This window comes from Paenibacillus oryzae (assembly GCF_001675045.1).
GTDB lineage: Bacteria > Bacillota > Bacilli > Paenibacillales > Paenibacillaceae > Pristimantibacillus > Pristimantibacillus oryzae.
Genome location: NZ_LYPA01000065.1, coordinates 12,704 through 28,815 on the forward strand (window position 1 = coordinate 12,704; position 16,112 = coordinate 28,815).

General features: G+C 49.3%; 10 protein-coding genes and 2 pseudogenes. 10 read left to right on the forward strand and 2 right to left on the reverse strand.

Annotated features, from left to right (window positions below):
* Positions 1-37: 37 nt before the first annotated feature.
* Positions 38-1,453: a sensor histidine kinase gene (locus tag A7K91_RS16150; protein WP_068684560.1), complete on the reverse strand. Its 1,416-nt coding sequence runs from the start codon at positions 1,451-1,453 to the stop codon at positions 38-40.
* On the reverse strand, positions 1,447-2,130 hold the full coding sequence (locus A7K91_RS16155) for a response regulator transcription factor (protein WP_068684562.1): 684 nt from the start codon (positions 2,128-2,130) through the stop codon (positions 1,447-1,449). Before A7K91_RS16155 ends, A7K91_RS16150 begins: the two co-directional genes overlap by 7 nt.
* A gap of 486 nt (positions 2,131-2,616) precedes the next feature.
* Between A7K91_RS16155 and A7K91_RS16160 the strand changes: the two genes are divergently transcribed.
* The 10 genes and pseudogenes from A7K91_RS16160 to A7K91_RS16205 all read left to right on the forward strand — a co-directional run bounded on the left by A7K91_RS16160 (position 2,617) and on the right by A7K91_RS16205 (position 16,091).
* Positions 2,617-3,207 carry a 50S ribosomal protein L25 gene (locus A7K91_RS16160; RefSeq protein ID WP_068684564.1) on the forward strand — a complete coding sequence of 197 codons (591 nt, stop codon included), beginning with the start codon at positions 2,617-2,619 and terminating at the stop codon, positions 3,205-3,207.
* A gap of 264 nt (positions 3,208-3,471) precedes the next feature.
* A pseudogene (locus A7K91_RS27095) lies at positions 3,472-3,741 on the forward strand (helix-turn-helix transcriptional regulator); the annotation flags it as partial.
* Between the two features lie 111 nt (positions 3,742-3,852).
* Positions 3,853-4,626 (forward strand): class I SAM-dependent methyltransferase, encoded by a 774-nt coding sequence (locus tag A7K91_RS16165; RefSeq protein ID WP_425415664.1) that lies wholly within the window; start codon positions 3,853-3,855, stop codon positions 4,624-4,626.
* Positions 4,627-5,153: 527 nt separating this feature from the next.
* On the forward strand, positions 5,154-6,377 hold the full coding sequence (locus A7K91_RS16170; protein WP_068684568.1) for a benzoate/H(+) symporter BenE family transporter: 1,224 nt from the start codon (positions 5,154-5,156) through the stop codon (positions 6,375-6,377).
* 121 nt (positions 6,378-6,498) lie between these two features.
* Positions 6,499-7,647 (forward strand): DNA polymerase ligase N-terminal domain-containing protein, encoded by a 1,149-nt coding sequence (locus A7K91_RS16175; protein ID WP_082967498.1) that lies wholly within the window; start codon positions 6,499-6,501, stop codon positions 7,645-7,647.
* A gap of 18 nt (positions 7,648-7,665) precedes the next feature.
* Positions 7,666-9,114 (forward strand): annotated as a pseudogene (gene ligD / locus A7K91_RS26125) (DNA ligase D); the annotation flags it as partial.
* 773 nt (positions 9,115-9,887) lie between these two features.
* The gene (locus A7K91_RS16190; RefSeq protein WP_068684572.1) at positions 9,888-11,759 is read left to right on the forward strand and encodes a leucine-rich repeat domain-containing protein; all 1,872 of its coding nucleotides are present in this window, start codon (positions 9,888-9,890) and stop codon (positions 11,757-11,759) included.
* A gap of 71 nt (positions 11,760-11,830) precedes the next feature.
* Positions 11,831-12,361 (forward strand): ribonuclease domain-containing protein, encoded by a 531-nt coding sequence (locus A7K91_RS16195; RefSeq protein ID WP_068684574.1) that lies wholly within the window; start codon positions 11,831-11,833, stop codon positions 12,359-12,361.
* A complete protein-coding gene (locus tag A7K91_RS16200) occupies positions 12,358-12,663 on the forward strand; it encodes a barstar family protein (RefSeq protein ID WP_068684577.1) in 306 nt (101 codons plus the stop codon). Before A7K91_RS16195 ends, A7K91_RS16200 begins: the two co-directional genes overlap by 4 nt.
* Positions 12,664-12,713: 50 nt before the next feature.
* Positions 12,714-16,091 carry a HEAT repeat domain-containing protein gene (locus A7K91_RS16205; protein ID WP_068685185.1) on the forward strand — a complete coding sequence of 1,126 codons (3,378 nt, stop codon included), beginning with the start codon at positions 12,714-12,716 and terminating at the stop codon, positions 16,089-16,091.
* Positions 16,092-16,112: the final 21 nt, after the last annotated feature.

A 16,112-nucleotide genomic window follows, 5' to 3' on the forward strand; every position in this document is an offset into this window, starting at 1 on the left:
GAACATAATGTGAACCATGCAAAAAGAGCTTTAACGGCTATGTGCTTTTTTCAGGCTGCGATAGCGCTTTTCGTTTGGCTGCCCTGCTTGGCAGCGTGACGTCCACGCGCGCTCCGCCTTCTTCGCGGTTGGAAATCCCTATCTTGCCTTTATGCAGATTAACGATCTTTTGGGCAATGGATAAGCCGAGGCCGCTTCCGCCGAGTTCTTTGTTCCGGGATTTATCCGCTTTATAAAAACGTTCAAAAAGCTTGTACCCCTCATCCGGGGGGAAGCCGCAGCCAGTATCCGAGACCGACACCTTAATATCGACGGCGTCAAAGCTGATGTCAATGTTGATGCAGCCGCCATCCGGCGTAAATTTAATGGCATTGCCGATAATGTTGATCCATACCTGGCTCAATTGATCCTCATCGGCGTTTATTTTGACATGCGGCAAATCCAGTTCGATTTCAATTGATTTTGCCGACCACTGCGGCTCGAAGGAAACGATGACCTGCCGAAGCTGCTCATCCAGATCATAAGTAACCGGCTCAAAGGCGGGGGCGGCGGAATCCAGCTCTGCAACCTTAAGCAAGTTATCGCTAAGGCGGGATAGCCGCTGGCTTTCGTTATAGATAATTTGCAAATACCGTTTTTTTTGCTCGGCATCCTCGACCTTATCGAGCATCAGCATGCGTGAAAAGCCGGCGATAGATGTAAGCGGAGACTGGATTTCATGCGAGACGCTGCTGACAAACTGCCCCCGCATTTCATCCATTTGACCAATTTCCTTAGCCATGACACTGAAGCTTTTTGCCAGCTGACCAAGCTCATCCTTTCGTTTGACCGATCTCAGCTGAATATCGAAGCGGCCGCTTGCCATCACCTCGACCGCTTGCTTCATTTCCTTCAAGGGACGCACCAAATATCTCGCCGCAATGACGATGCACAATCCGCCTATCGCCAGCACCAGGATCAGGGCAACAACTATCATCTTGTTGAGGATGATTAGCTGATTCGATGATTGAGGGATCATAAATAAAGCGTACCTGTTATTGTCGATGGTGAGCGGCGTACCCAGCATGATGCCTGCGTTTCCCCAAATATTGAATTCTATCGAGGCGACAGGCTCGCCAGCCAGCACGGTGTTTGCCATGCTGCTGCCCGGTATGGCTCCGTAAGCTGCGAACAGCTCGTGAACGTTGTCCTTGAGCCAGCCTTTTTCATTCATAAGCTCATAGGTATAGCTTTCAGCAGGCTCCAAAATTTTGATGATCTTGTCCGCTTCATTAATTCCGTATTGCTCATAAAGATCGACATAGGCCTGCCCGTATTTTACCGCCTCGCGGTTCACTTCTGCTGCCAACTGATCCCTGTACATCATAATCGCAATAAAAAGGGCGCTGATTAGTCCAACCAGCACCGCCACAATAAACGTAATAATGACCCTCACATACAATGTTTTTAGCATTTGTCCACCATTTCAAGCCGGTAGCCAAGCCCTCTTTTGGTTGCAATGGCAAAGGGGGCTTCCATCTCCGCAAGCCGCTCCCGCAAGCGTTTAATATGTACATCTACCGTTCGTTCGTCGCCCAGAAATTGCGGCCCCCAAATGAGATGAATCAGCTCGTTTCGAGTAAAAATTTTCCCCGGACTTCCCGCCAGCTTAAACAGCAGCTCAAACTCCTTTAGCGGCAGGGCAAGCCTTCTCTCGTCTTTAATAATTTCGAACGTATGCCGGTCAAGCACAAAATCCTCCAGTTGAAGCTGCATCGACGCCTCAATCCGGTATCGCTTCAGCAGCACCCGGACGCGCAGCACCAGCTCGTAAGGCTCGAAGGGCTTTACCATGTAATCATCCGTCCCGAGTCCAAACGCTTTGATCTTCTGATTGATTTCGCGTTTTGCCGTTACCATGAGAACCGGGATATTGGGAAACTCCTCCTTCAAATATTTACAGAGGTCCCAGCCGTCCATAACCGGCATCATAACATCCAGCACAACCAAATCCGCTTTATGCTTGCGTAGCAGACGTATCGCTTCCTTGCCATGGCCTGCTTTTATCGTCTGAAATCCTTCGTTGCTCAGCTGCGCATGCATGAGCTCCAGGATATCGGGATCATCGTCCACCAGCATGACACTTGCCATTTCCTTTGCTTCCTCCCGTTCATCCCCGGCGATCTTTTCCTGTCTTGCAGACCAACTATGTATATATCTTACAAAACGAGATTTGATGCCGTAACCGTCCTTGGTCTATTCAACATCCTAGCCTTTAGACGGGGGAACTAATAATTTTTCCACTATTTGTATGATAGGGTAGTACTATTATAGGCTCGTTGAGAGTCTTTCAGCAATCAGCAAACCCCAGGAGATGCATTTGGATAAAGCAGCGGCATGTGCTGCGATGATGCATGTCGACAAAGCATGCGGCTTGTGCTATGGTAATGAATAAGGCATTTCGCTATTTTTGGCGAAATGCCTTTATCACAATGGAGTGATTGCCACGACAATAATTAAGGGCGGTGATGTCATGGTGCTCTATATATCCCCCGGGCAGGGGGACGAAATCAATGTTCATTGACGGATATAGATTTTGAGAGCACAAAATTAACAGAGTAATGAGGAGTGTTGTATATGTTGAGTGCATGTTTGACAGCGGAACAACGATCATCTATGAATAAGTCAAGTCTGAAGCAGCTGCGGAAAAGCGGCCGTCTACCGGGTGTAGTGATGGGATTGAACAAGGAAAGCACGATGGTCCATCTTTCAATGCCAGATTTCAAGCGCTGGATGAGAAGATCAGGATCAGGAGTGCTGGAGCTTCAAATCAAAGACTCGGAAACAATTCCCGTATTGCTGGAAGGCGTGCAGCGGGATGCGGTAACGGGCGACTATATTCATGTGGATTTGCTTCGCGTCAAGACGGATGAGCCTGTTGTTACAAAGATAGCGCTTAATTACATTGGCATTCCGAAAGGGACAAAGATGGGCGCGATTTTGCAGACGCAAAGCTCATTCATCGAGGTCAAAGCATTGCCTCACCAGCTCGTGTCCTTTATCAACGTTGATATTAGCGAGATGGATATTGGCGACACCCTTTTGGCTGGAGATATCCAGCTGCCGCCGGGGGTTGCCATGATTTCGTCCGAAAATGAATTGCTTCTTTCGATTGTTACTCCAAAGCTGCAGGCAGTTGAGGCTGAAGAAGAATCGGCGGTTAAGTAATAATAGATGCTACAGGAATGATGGGACTGTCCGAAAAGTCAAGCGGAATGAATAATGATTCAGCAGGTACCCGTTTTGCTGAATCATCATTCACCGTAACAGGCTTTTCGGACAGTCCCTTTTCTGCCATATTACGGCGGAGGATGACCCTGGATGATAGCCTTTGCAATTAAATACACCTGCTGCAAAGAAAGTTGCCTGATCCTTTCCTATAATCTAGTAGGAGGTGAAGTTATGGATTGGCAGAAGCGGATGAATCAGGCAATGGACTATATTGAAAACAATCTGCCTGAGCAGATTGACTATTCTACCGTGTCACAGTTTTTGAATTGCTCGGAGTGGGAGTTTCGGCGGCTTTTTTCTTTTCTTGTTCAAATCCCTTTATCCGAATATGTTCGCCGCAGGCGGTTAACGAAGGCGGCTTCCGATGTTCAACAAGGAAATAAAATCATTGATATCGCACAGCGTTACGGGTATGAGTCTCCGGCTGCTTTTTCCAGAGCTTTTAGTCAATTGCATGGTATAGCGCCTTCCTTGGCCCGAAACAAGGGGGTAACGCTGAACCCTTTTCCAAAGCTGACCTTTAAACTGGTATTAATGGAGGGTATTGTCGTGGAAAAGGATCACAATCAACGAACCAATATTATGGGAGCCGGGGAGGTTGGATACGCGGTTTCGGTGGAAATGAACCAGGCAGCTGTTCATCAGACTAACGGCCTTTTCTGGAGCGTTAAGGGGAATGAAGTCGTAGGAACAACGGCGCTTCCGCATTATGGCGCGTATGTATCCGAAGAAAAATGCCGGCTCTTTCCCGATTTATCAGGGAAAAAGGTGCTGGAAATAGGCTGTGGAACAGGACATTCCTTGCACTATATGAGCGAACGCAAAGCGTCAGAGCTATGGGGTATTGATCTGTCCGCTGAACAGCTGGAAAAGGCAAGGCAATATTTGCAAGTGCATAGTCTTTCGGCACATTTGATCTGCGCCCCGATGGAGGAAGAATGCGGCTTGCCGGCTGACTATTTCGATGTTGTTTATTCGGTCTATGGAATTGGCTGGACCACCGATCTTGACGGCACCTTCCGCAGGATCGCTTCTTATCTCAAAAAGGATGGCGTATTTATATTCAGCTGGTCCCATCCCATACATAAATGTGTTGCCGCAGAAGAGGATACACTTGTTTTCAAAAAAAGCTATTTTGATGAATCCTGGTATTCGGTATCTATTGACGGCGGGGTTTTGTCATTATCTGACCGCAAGCTATCGACATATGTAAACGCTTTGGCTAAAGCCGGATTTGTTATCGAGCAAATGGTTGAGGAATCGGATGAGGAAATGACGGGGTCAAGTGACAGCAGCTTTGCCCGGAAAGCCCGAATGCTTCCCGTCACCTTTGTCATCAAGGCCCAGAAAAGATGAGTGAGAGAAGAAACGGGTAACTAGAGGGAACAGGAAACTGAAGGGAATCAATAGGCTTAACCTAATAAATCGGCGCTTGACGATGTTGTCTGTCTTCTGTCGGGCATTTATGACCGTTACAGGGTGAAAATGCTGGATTTCCCTTGAGAGACGGTCACCCGTGTCCTTTAGCGCTCCAATGTGGCGCAAACGAGCGGGATTTTGAGGGGTTACGGACGTCAATGTCCACTACACATTGATTTTCCGTCGAAAACAGCTCCTAATGGTCATCCATGTCCGCAGGAATAAAGCCGCCGCAAGAATCCCAGGCGCTACTGAATGGAGTAAGAAGTAGGTAAAGGTGCTGTCCGAAAAGTCAAGCGGTACGAATAATGATTCAGCAGAGAGCCCGATGCCGTTTGGTATCCGGGCTTTTTGCTGTACGATTTTTGGATTGTTCGAAATTTAAATTATGGATGTATATAAACAATCCAATGCTTGATATGCTGTTCTGGTCATGTTTAATTTACGAGAAAGGGAGAACAGCAATGAAGAACAGAGCTTTTTCAATACGCGGGCGCGATCTTATATCCCCCACAATAGCCGCCTTAATATCGGTCATAGTCAATTATGGAGGCACGTTTATTCTTGTATTTCAAGCTGCGAAGGTTGCCGGCTTAAGCCCGGAAATGACAGCCTCGTGGATTTGGTCGATTTCCATCGGAGTTGGCATAACCGGGATTTGGCTGAGCATGCGATATCGCGAGCCGATTATTACGGCATGGTCAACGCCGGGTGTAGCCTTTCTGGTATCGGCGCTGGCTGTTACGCCTTACCCCGAAGCAATTGGCGCTTACATGATTTCCGCCGCCGCTTTTATAGCGTTGGGATTATCCGGCATGTTCGAGCGGCTGGTACGCCTTATTCCATCGGGCATTGCTTCGGGATTATTGGGCGGCATATTGTTGCAGTTTGGCATATCAGCTTTTGAAGGAGCAAAAGTAGAACCTCTGCTTGTTCTTGTTTTGTTTGGAGCCTATATCGTGCTGAGACGCTTTACATCCCGTTATGCGATTGTAGGTATTTTGGTTATTGGGATCCTTTATTTGCTCGTTATGGGCGAAGCGGACTTCAGCTCTATCAACCTGGCTTTGGCATCGCCTCAGCTTGTTGTTCCGGAGTTTACGCTGCATGCGCTATTGGGCGTAGCGCTGCCGCTGTTCATCATTACGCTTACCGGCCAATATATGCCGGGCATGCTTGTTTTGCGCAATGACGGCTTCAAAACGAGCGCCAATCCCATTTTGACCGTAACAGGCTTAGGCTCGCTTCTGATGGCGCCTTTTGGCTCGCATGCTTTTAATGTAGCGGCAATTACAGCGGCGATTTGCACCGGCAAGGACGCGCATGAGGATAGCTCCAAGCGTTATATTGCAGGGATTGCCTGCGGCGTATTTTATATGATTGTTGGTATTTTTGGAGTGACGCTGGCAGCTCTGTTTTTAGTTCTGCCGTCCGCCTTTGTCGCCACGCTGGCGGGGCTGGCGCTGATTGGCGCCATTGGCGGCAGTCTTGCAAATGCCTTGACCGAGCCGAAGGGACGCGAGACGGCATTGATCACTTTTTTGGCAACTGCCGCAAATGTCACCCTGCTTGGCGTTGGCGGCGCCTTCTGGGGTCTGGTGGCGGGTTTGGCCGCGCATCTGCTTATTCATGGGAAATGGAGGAGAAAGGAGCTTAAGCCTGTCCAGCCGCAGCAAGCCAAGCTATAAAGCCGGCGATCAGCCATTCCGGAATACAATACTGCCGGACTTGGAAACAATAACCATGCAAGAATTCCTGTCAGGAGCAATTGTCGGCTTGATAACATGAACAAAGAAACGGCGTGGTGGCATGGCTGAAAAACTGAAGGCGTACAATCAAAAAAGAAATTTTGACAAAACGTTGGAGCCTGAAGGCAATGGAGAGCTTTCGGGGGAAGCGCTGAGATTTGTTGTTCAGCACCATATGGCAAGAAGAGAGCACTACGATTTGCGGCTGGAGTGGAGAGGCGTGCTGTTAAGCTGGGCAGTGCCCAAGGGTCCCTCCTACAATACACGCGATAAGCGCCTTGCCGTTATGGTGGAGGATCATCCTCTGGAATACCGCAATTTTGAAGGCACGATTCCAAAAGGACAATACGGCGGCGGAGTCGTAATGTTATGGGATGAGGGCTTTTGGGAGCCGCAGGGCAATGTGGAGAAGGGGCTTTATAAGGGCGAGCTGAAGTTTGTTTTGATGGGACGGCGGCTGAAGGGGCGTTGGGTATTGATCCGCTTGAAGCCAAAGCCCGGCGAGGACAAGGATAATTGGCTCCTGATCAAGGAAAGGGACGAGTATATAAAAGATGAAGACGGGATATCGGCGTATAGCACCAGCATCAGAAGCGGACGATCTATGGATGAAATCGCACGGGGCGAAAGTGACAAAATAACAAGGAATCCCTTCAGCAAAGTGGAGGTACAGCTCGCCAGGCTTGTGCATTCGGTTCCGGTCAACGGGGAGTGGCTTTACGAGCTGAAATACGACGGCTATCGGATCGTGGCGTTTGTGGAAGGAAACAATGTCCGGCTGGTAACCAGAAACGGCAACGATTTAACAGAAAGATTTCACGCCGTCGCCGCCTCTCTTGCGGAGCTTGCCGAAGGCAGGGCCATGATACTGGATGGAGAGGTTGCCATTACGGACGAGCTGGGCAGGACGGATTTCCAGGCTTTGCAGAGCTATATGAAAAAATCCGGCAAGCAAAGCTTGACCTATATTGTTTTTGATCTGCTTGCGCTGGACGGCATTGATCTTCGGGGCCGCCGCTTGATCGAGCGTAAGGAAATGCTGGAGAAGCTGCTGGAGCATGCTCCGGGCAATCTCCACTATAGCCGCCATATAGCGGGAAACGGAAAGGAAAGCTTTGCCGCAGCCTGTGAAGCGGGAATGGAAGGGATTATTGGCAAAAAGCCGACTCGGAATATAGCGGCAGCCGCAACCAAAACTGGATCAAGCTGAAATGCGAGAGAAGACAGGAATTTGTTAGGCGGCTATGTTCTGACGGACAAAAAAAAGAGCGGGGTCAGCTCGCTCCTTCTAGGCGTCTATGAGGGCGACGAGCTGATCTATGCGGGACGTGCAGGAACCGGCATAAGCGAAGCGGGGATGAGAGCGCTGGAAAGTAAGTTTGCGAGCCTCAGCAGAGAGGCTTCTCCCTTTGGCACCGCGCCAAAGCCGGCGCCAAAGGAAAAACTCACCTGGCTTGAACCCAATCTCGTGGCGGAAATCAAATTTGCCGAATGGACCAGGGACGGCCATTTGAGGCAAGCCAGCTTCAAAGGGCTAAGAGGGGATAAAAACCCTAAGACTATAAAACGGGAAAGCGCAGAGGGTGATTGGCAGCCCGAGTTTGACGAAGGAGCGGAGATGCCCATGACAACGACGACGAGCGGGCCAACCACGACGAGCGGGAAAGCTTCGACAACAGCCAAGCTACTGTCAGAAACAGTGAAACCATCGCCAGAAACAGTCCATTCGCAATCAGCAACAACCAGACCAACATCAGGAACAGTCAAGGCATTGGGCAAGCCAGCCGCATCAATAGCTAACCCGGCCACAACGACCAAAACGTCAGCCAAGGCAGCAAGCGTGGTCATCGAAGGAGTGAAAATCAGCAATCCCGGCAAGGTACTTTTCCAGAGCCCTCTAGTGACAAAAGAGGAGGTTATCCGCTATTATGCGGCGATTTCCGAACGGATGCTGCCTTATGTAAGCCGCAGAATTGTTACAAGCGTTCGTTGTCCCAAAGGCGTGTCAGAGAACTGCTTTTACAAAAAACATCCCGGGCCGGGCAGTAAAGGCGTTATCCCCTTTCCTGTGACGAACAGCAGCGGAAAAATGGAGGATTATTTTTATATTGAGGATACTGCCGGTTTAATTCATGAAGCGCAGATGGGAACGCTAGAATTTCATACCTGGGGCAGTACCATCGACGAGCTGGAAAAGCCGGATATTATGGTGTTTGATCTGGACCCGGATGAAGGGATGGAGCTGGACAGAATAAGACAAGGCGCAAAGGATATAAAAAGTATCCTGTCGGAGCTGTCGCTGAAGTCCTATCTGAAAACAAGCGGGGGCAAGGGATACCATGTCGTCGTTCCGTTTAGGCCGGTTATGGAGTGGGAGGCCTTTAACGATTTTGCCAAAACCGTGGCGCAGGTGATGGAGCAGAAGTGGCCCGACCGTTACACCAGCAATGTCAGAAAAGCCAAACGCGTCGATAAAATATTTATCGACTGGATACGGAACGGCAGAGGCGCTACAAGCATTGCACCTTATTCCGTCCGGGCAAGGGAGGGAGCCAGCGTGTCCATGCCTATTGCATGGGAGGAGCTCGACACGATTCCCCCCGACGGCATAAATATGGCGGACGCGCTGCGCAGACTTGGCGGCAACGACCCTTGGCGGGATTTTTTCAAGGGGTAGGCGGCAGGCTTGTTTCGCATGCGCCAACCATTAACCACGCAGGAACACTGTAACCACGCAGGAACACTGCGGGGCTTCATTCTTACGGACAAAAATGACCTTTAGAAGCTACTTTTGGCTGAAATTCAATTTGTAACGGACATTGGCGTCCGTCCTCCCTCAAAATCGCGTCCGTATACACCATTTTGGTACTGTAAAGGACACGGATGACCGTTGCTCAAGGAAAAGTCAACTATTTCGCGCTGTAACGGTCATGGATGTCCGGCAAAAGACGGATCACGTCAAAGCCTCTTTTATTACAAAACCACAAAAGCCCAAAGACCCAACCCAAAAACACAAAAGCCCAAAACCACAAAACCACAAAACCACAAAACGACAAAACCACAGAATCACAGAACCAGAATCACAAAACCAGAATTACAGAACCACAGAACCACAAAAGCCCAAAACCACAGAACAACAGAACAACAGAACAACAGAACAACAGAACCACAGAGCCACAAAAGCCCCGAAAAAACAAAACAAGCTCAAGCGCAGGCTTTCCTGACCAGCGCTTGAGCTTGTTTTGCTTGATACCGCTTGATGCCGCTTGATGCCGCTTGTTAAATCTTGTTGCAGCTTGTTAACATCGGTTAAACGCAGGGCTAATGCGGCTACTGCCTCAATAACTGATAGGCCGTTCTGCTGTTGCCGTCCCCATTTTAAAATGCTACCTTTTATATTAACGATACGTATATCATGTCAAACAACCGGATAGATGCGGAGGGTGTCCAGTGGCTTTTATAAAATTGATCTGTCCCAATTGCAACGGGCAAATACAGCATAAAAATGAAAAAATGTTTAAATGTCCATTTTGCGAAACGGAGCTTTTGTTGAAGGAAAACAATGTGTATTATGTCGATCAGTCGGTTCATCATTATCATGGGACTGCCCCGGCCAGGGCAGCAGCGCCAGCAAGACCAAAGCCGAAAGGATCTGTAACCATATATCTTTTAATTGTATTTGCTGCACTGTTTTGTTTCTTATGGCTGGCGAATCAATCGGGCAATACGTCAAAGCCCGGCGTTGCCTATTCAGTCCGTTCGGAGCCTGAAAGCGAGGTGCTGCAATTTTTTCTGAAGGATATTTTCGGAAAAGTTGAAGCCGCGCCGACGGAGGAAGAGCTGGCCAGCATTCGTTATCTGTCCGCAGATAAAAGGGATTACCAATGGCATTTTACCTATAGCTTTGATGATCCATTCACAAATGAGCAAGCCCAAATGCTGAATTATACCATTGAAGACAAGCTGCTTAATACGCAGAAAATCGAGCAAAAAGACTTTGAAGCGTTTCGCGGATTAACGATGCTGGATTTGAAGGGTGAATACGATATATCCCAAGCCCAAAATGTCAGCTTCAGCCATATGGAAGGCTTGAAGGGGTATTCGGCGGGATTTAACGAATCGTTTTCCTCTTTTTCCAACTATTTTGGAGATCCGTCCAAGCTGCTGGAGCTGACGACACAAATTCGCAGCAACGCGGAGCTTAATATGCTGTTGAAGTTTTCAAATTTGCGCTCCTTGGCGATTACGTATGTCGGAGAGGACGTAACGGATTTTCATCTGCTGCAGCAGCTTCCTTTGCGATCGCTCTCCATTGGTACGGTGGATGATTTGAAGTGGGTATCTTCGTTTAATTCACTGGAATCGCTGGCTATTATGAGCAGTGAAGCAACAGATTTCAGCAGCCTTTTTGCGCTTAGCGGGCTGCGCGAGCTGACTTTTGACGGAGTTTCCAACCTGAAGTCGATTGATTTTGTTAAAAACATGCCCAACCTGAACACGCTGGATATGACCCGCGTTGATATCGTTAGTCTTGAGGCGTTGAGGGATAAGGCTTCACTCACCACATTAAGGCTGTCAAGCGTCGGTTCGCTGGAATCATTGGATGCCATCAATAGCTTGACCTCGTTGTCGCAATTGTTTATTTCGGGTTACTACGAAAATGTGCCTGCGCTTACGCTTCCTCTTGTTCGAGTGGCCGAGCTGCCGGGCGCATTTGTTTCTGCCTTTCAAGGGCCTGCGGTACATTCGCTGACCCTGCATCTGGGTAGCGGCGGGGTAGATGGCATGGAGCTGACGAAATTTCCAAAGCTTACGGAGCTTTCTTTAGTCGGCAGCGGTTCGATGGTTCAGGTTGAGGCGTTAAATCAGCTTCCAGCTTTACGAACTATCCATGCTAGTGAAACATCATTTTACGAGGATACCTATGCTTTATTCCAATTGAAGAACGTGACAGCCTTGAGCTGCTTGAAATGCACGTTTTCCATGCAAGACGAAAAGCCGTTTAAAAATGATACGCTTGAGCATTTGACGATAGATGCATCGTATTATTTGGTGAACAACGAAAGTGTGCAAAACCTCGATCGAGTGACGCCTTACCTTGCCGGCCTGACGGGTTTGCGTTCCTTTACGCTGCAGGACAGCTCCATACAAAGTCTGGATTTTACGAGCGGCTTTCAAAAGCTGGAGGTGCTGCATGTGGAAAATAACGCGATTGCGAGCGTTGATCCTCTAGTTTCGCTGGCGAATTTAAAGAGGGTATACCTCACCGGAAACCCCGTGCAAAACAAGACAGTGCTGGGTAGTGAGAGATTAGTTTATTAAGATGATGATTTGAGGGGCGGATAACAAGATATGCCTCATTTGGATAGCTGAAAGAGGGTTGGTTTAGAAGCATGAGACATACCAAAAGAAGATGGTTGAGCTTCATCTGGATTGGACTGCTTGTCATCTCGGTTGCTTTGGCAGGCTGCAGCGACCTGTTGAGCCCGCAAGCTTCTCCGTCTATAGACACGTCTACAGCGGATGCTGATTTATTTAGCGATGAGTTTCAGACATTGGAGCAGGCGGGGAATGATCTTCGGGAGTTTAGAGAAGTCGCGTTGTTTCTTATGGAGCACCAGCGTTTGCCTGACCATTATTTAACGAAGTCCGAGGCCCGAAAACGGGGATGGATTGCGCAAAAGGGCAATTTGCATGACGTGGCTCCAGGCGCATCCATTGGCGGAGATGTATTTCAGAACCGTGAAGGGCGATTGCCCAAGGCAGAGCGGCGAATATGGTATGAAGCGGATATCCATTATGACGGAGGAACAAGAGGCGCAGACCGTATTCTTTACTCCAATGATGGATTGATTTATATGACAAGGGATCATTATAAAACCTTTACAAGAGTGGATCGGGACGGAGGCGGAGGCATATCATGAAAGAGATTGCGATTTATGGTGCAGCGATAGCTAATGCAGAGCAGCTGCATCAGCAGCTAGCGAAGCAGTTGGCTTTTCCGGCATGGTACGGGAATAATCTGGATGCTTTATGGGATATGCTGGAGGGCTGGATCGAATTGCCCGTTATGATTCGTTATGAGTCCGTCACAGCTCCCGGGGCCGAAGACCAGACTGAAATCGAAGCTATACTGGATATGCTGGATGAAGCGTCCAGCACGATTGAAGGGTTTAATTTTGATAGAATCATGCCTGAACAGGGGGACTTTACCTCAAAGAGATAAGGCTCGTGCAGGATGGAGTCGTCCTTCATGAAGGGAGAGGAGAGGGAAACGTGCTATTTCGCAAAGATTCATTGGATATTAAACGGATATTGGCGGTTCTTGACTCGATAGGATATTCTGACAGAATGAAACAAATGGCGGCTTGGGGTCGTGAGCATAAGGGAGATAAAGCGTATCGGAACCTGCTGGTACTCCTTCTGGATAGCGGTAGCGCCTATGAGGGGCATTTGGCTTTAACCGGCGCGAGTGTAACCAGTGATGCTCAAGCTATTTTGTTAGCTTTGAGTCATGAGAAGGCTGGGGTAAGGAGCCGGGCAGCCAGACTTCTGCCGGAGGTTATCGGTGACGGCGGTTCTGATTTCCCCATTGAAGCACAGCTTGATTCTCTGTCCCATGAATGCCGCCGTCAATTGCTGCGGAGCATTGTAATCGTCCACCGGCAGGACTGGGCCGAGCGGCTGCTGCCGCTTGTGCTTGCACGCTATGGAGGACATGAGGCCGCAACACTGCTCCCCGCATGCAGGGAGGAAACGGTTCGTCTTCGCCTTCCAGAGCTGAGCTATGCGCTACATAATTGGAAAATGATTACGCAGCGTTATCCGGATATCGTAGCGGCTCATTTTCAGGATACATTGCAACAGGCATCGCATCGGGAAAAGGCTGATGTATGGTGGAGATTTGCAACCGCGATAGAGATATTATGCACACTAAGGCCAAGGATTGTTTTGGAGTGTGCATTGAAGCTTGGTCCAACCAACCAGCTTCATCCTGTCTTGAGATCTCGTCTGGGCATTCTGATGGAAACCAGCCCCGATGAAGTCTTGATGCTGCTCACGATTGAGGAAGCACGAGGCGATTTGCTGAATCATGGCGTGCCGGCAGGCGTCTTGAAAAGAAGGAAGCTATTTTCCATACAGCAATGGGCTGATTTAACTTCCTTGATGGCTCAGCAGCCTTCCCATGTTGCAAAGGTGCTGGATACTCTAGCGCCGTCCTGGCGCGGAGCGGTTTTTGAAGCGGCCTACAAGGAGGAAGACCGTAGTAAGCGGATATTCCCGACGCTTCTGCTGGATGTTTTGCCGCATGGCTTGCGCGATCGGGAGGCCGAGCGAATGCTGGGTTTGCGGGAGATACAGGAACGTCGGGAAAGCAAGCTGGAAATAACAGCGAGACGAGGAATTGCTCATGTCCGTGCTACGTTGGAGGGCGCTGCAGCGGTATCCGGGGCGGAGGAGCGCGCAGCGGCTTATGCCCTACTTATTCGAAGCACTATTTTATCCCGAAGCGGAATGGATGAAACGTTACATTTTTTGACGCGGATTAAAAACGATCAGGACCCCGTGCGCAATACGGTTATGGCCGAGCTTGCAAATTGCCCTGCTCCGCTATTTACGGAAGAACATATTGATAAGTTGACCTTGCTTGCGGACAGTGTCATTGAAGCAAGGGATACCTCCTACGGGACCCGAACATCTATCGAGAATCTGGCCTTTATCCTGCTTCGTTATCATGCCATGCAGCCAGAGGGCCGTCTATTTCAATTTGCGCTGCGGACATTTACCCGAATGGCAATGCGGGATGGACAGTTTATGCTGCGCACCATGGACTGGGAAAGCGTGCCGGATCATGCGCTGAATCTTCTGGCGGATGAGCTTTATGCTCTGGGCATGGAAGCCAACAAACGGGAGAGCTACACCTACATCCTGCGGATGGCGGGATCGTTTGGCAAATCCATAGAACGGCTCCCCAAGCTTCAAGAGTTGTTAAAGGAGCTGCTGCAAGCAAAAACGGTGCCGTCGCAGGCCGTTCATTATTGGCTTGCTCCGCGCAAAACACGCGATGAACGGGTAAAGGAGCTGCTGGACAAAGACCCCTCCTTCATTTTTTTTCATGAGGTATTTACGCATTTGCATCAAAAGCGTCAGGAATGGCTGGACCCGTTCATTTCAGGGGCCATTATTAAAGGACGGCATCTTTCAGGGAAAACCATTTATCTTGTTCCTGCATCGGATGGCTTTTACCGCTGGCTGCCCCGCCAGCAAAAAGCGCTGGCCGTCCTGCTGGAAAAAGTCGCACTGGATGTCAAACGTAATGTTTATGAGCGTTCTGCGGCAATGAAAAGCCTGGCAAAAATGCCGGACTATCTTTCTGATCAGTTGACGAAGCTGACAAAAGATGGGGAGGTGCAGATTGCCGAGGCGGCGCTGCATGCCTGCTCCTTAGGGGAACAGCCGGAAAAGGCACTGCCTATCCTGCTGAACAATCTGGATAGCGACCGTGCTCGCGTAGCGATGTATGCCATTCCCCGGTGCTTGCGCCGAGTGAAGCCGGATCAAGCGGCCTCTATGCTTGAAAGCCTTCTGGACAGGGACAAGCTGAAAATAACCGTCAGAAAAGAAGCCATTCGTCTGCTGGGTGCTTTTAAAAGTAGTGAGGGCATGGGACTTCTGCTGCGTGAATCTAAGAAACCAAACGTCCACAAGGATGTTGCCATTGCGATAGGTCATGCAGCCAGGCAATGGCTTGATGATGAGCGAAGCTGGGATATTTTAAAGGAAATGGCTTTGTCGCCGGAGCGGGATATTGTAAAAAGCTTGCTTTACCAGAAGCCGGGCGAGCTTCCTGTTAAGGATCGGCCGCGCTATGCGCAATGGATTGCAGAAATAGCGGGCCGTGCCGACGGGGAAGTCGCTGTAGAAGCTTTCCAGGCATTGCAGCTATGGGCGGATGGAAATGAAGCTTTGCTTGCCGGCTCTGCGGGCAAAGCCATTATGGATATGGGCAACAGCGTCAGTTGGAAGGCGGCACTGTATACCCTGATGTTTGCTTGCCGAGACGGCGCGATAAATGAGGCGTTAATTGGTTTATGCAAAAGCTTGGCCGAAAAGGAAGAGGACTTGCAATGGAACGCGTGCGGCGAGAGGGATCTTCCGTATCGTCAGCGGTTATTAGAAGTAATAGACAAGGCGGTTTCATTGCCGCAGCATACAAGGCAAAGACTGCTGCCTTTATATGAAGGCATGATTGGTGCGTTGGCCCGGAGGGAATCGATGAAGCCGGCTGTTATTAAATTGCATCTGGCCATGATTGACTGGAATAGAGCTGATACGGCAATTGACCCTTTAGAGCAAGTGATACAGATCGTACAAGGGAAACCGCATTTATTGAATTATGCCTATAAATTTATTATTCAAGCTATAGATGCGAGCAAGGGATTGTGGAAGCCTGAGGAGCTTCTGGGCATCGTTGATCATCTGAAGGCCCAGACGCCTTTTGAGGCTCAGTATGTAGCCCTTCCTTTACTGCAGGCGGCAGGAAAGCTGTTATTATGGAATCCGGCTTGCGCCGAACGCTTACGGGCGTATCGCAAGCATGAGCATGAGGCGGTTCGCCTGTTGGCTCTGGACATTTGGACGGTTAATGAATAAACCCAATAAGAGACTATTTAT

Excerpts from the sequence above, each read along its gene's own strand:
- A7K91_RS16150 (WP_068684560.1), bottom strand. The coding sequence starts at position 1,453 with ATGCTAAAAACATTGTATGTGAGGGTCATTATTACGTTTATTGTGGCG.
- A7K91_RS16160 (WP_068684564.1), top strand. The coding sequence starts at position 2,617 with ATGTTGAGTGCATGTTTGACAGCGGAACAACGATCATCTATGAATAAG.
- A7K91_RS16170 (WP_068684568.1), top strand. The coding sequence starts at position 5,154 with ATGAAGAACAGAGCTTTTTCAATACGCGGGCGCGATCTTATATCCCCC.
- A7K91_RS16195 (WP_068684574.1), top strand. The coding sequence starts at position 11,831 with ATGAGACATACCAAAAGAAGATGGTTGAGCTTCATCTGGATTGGACTG.
- A7K91_RS16165 (WP_425415664.1), top strand. The coding sequence starts at position 3,853 with ATGGGAGCCGGGGAGGTTGGATACGCGGTTTCGGTGGAAATGAACCAG.
- A7K91_RS16175 (WP_082967498.1), top strand. The coding sequence starts at position 6,499 with ATGGCTGAAAAACTGAAGGCGTACAATCAAAAAAGAAATTTTGACAAA.
- A7K91_RS16155 (WP_068684562.1), bottom strand. The coding sequence starts at position 2,130 with ATGGCAAGTGTCATGCTGGTGGACGATGATCCCGATATCCTGGAGCTC.
- A7K91_RS16200 (WP_068684577.1), top strand. The coding sequence starts at position 12,358 with ATGAAAGAGATTGCGATTTATGGTGCAGCGATAGCTAATGCAGAGCAG.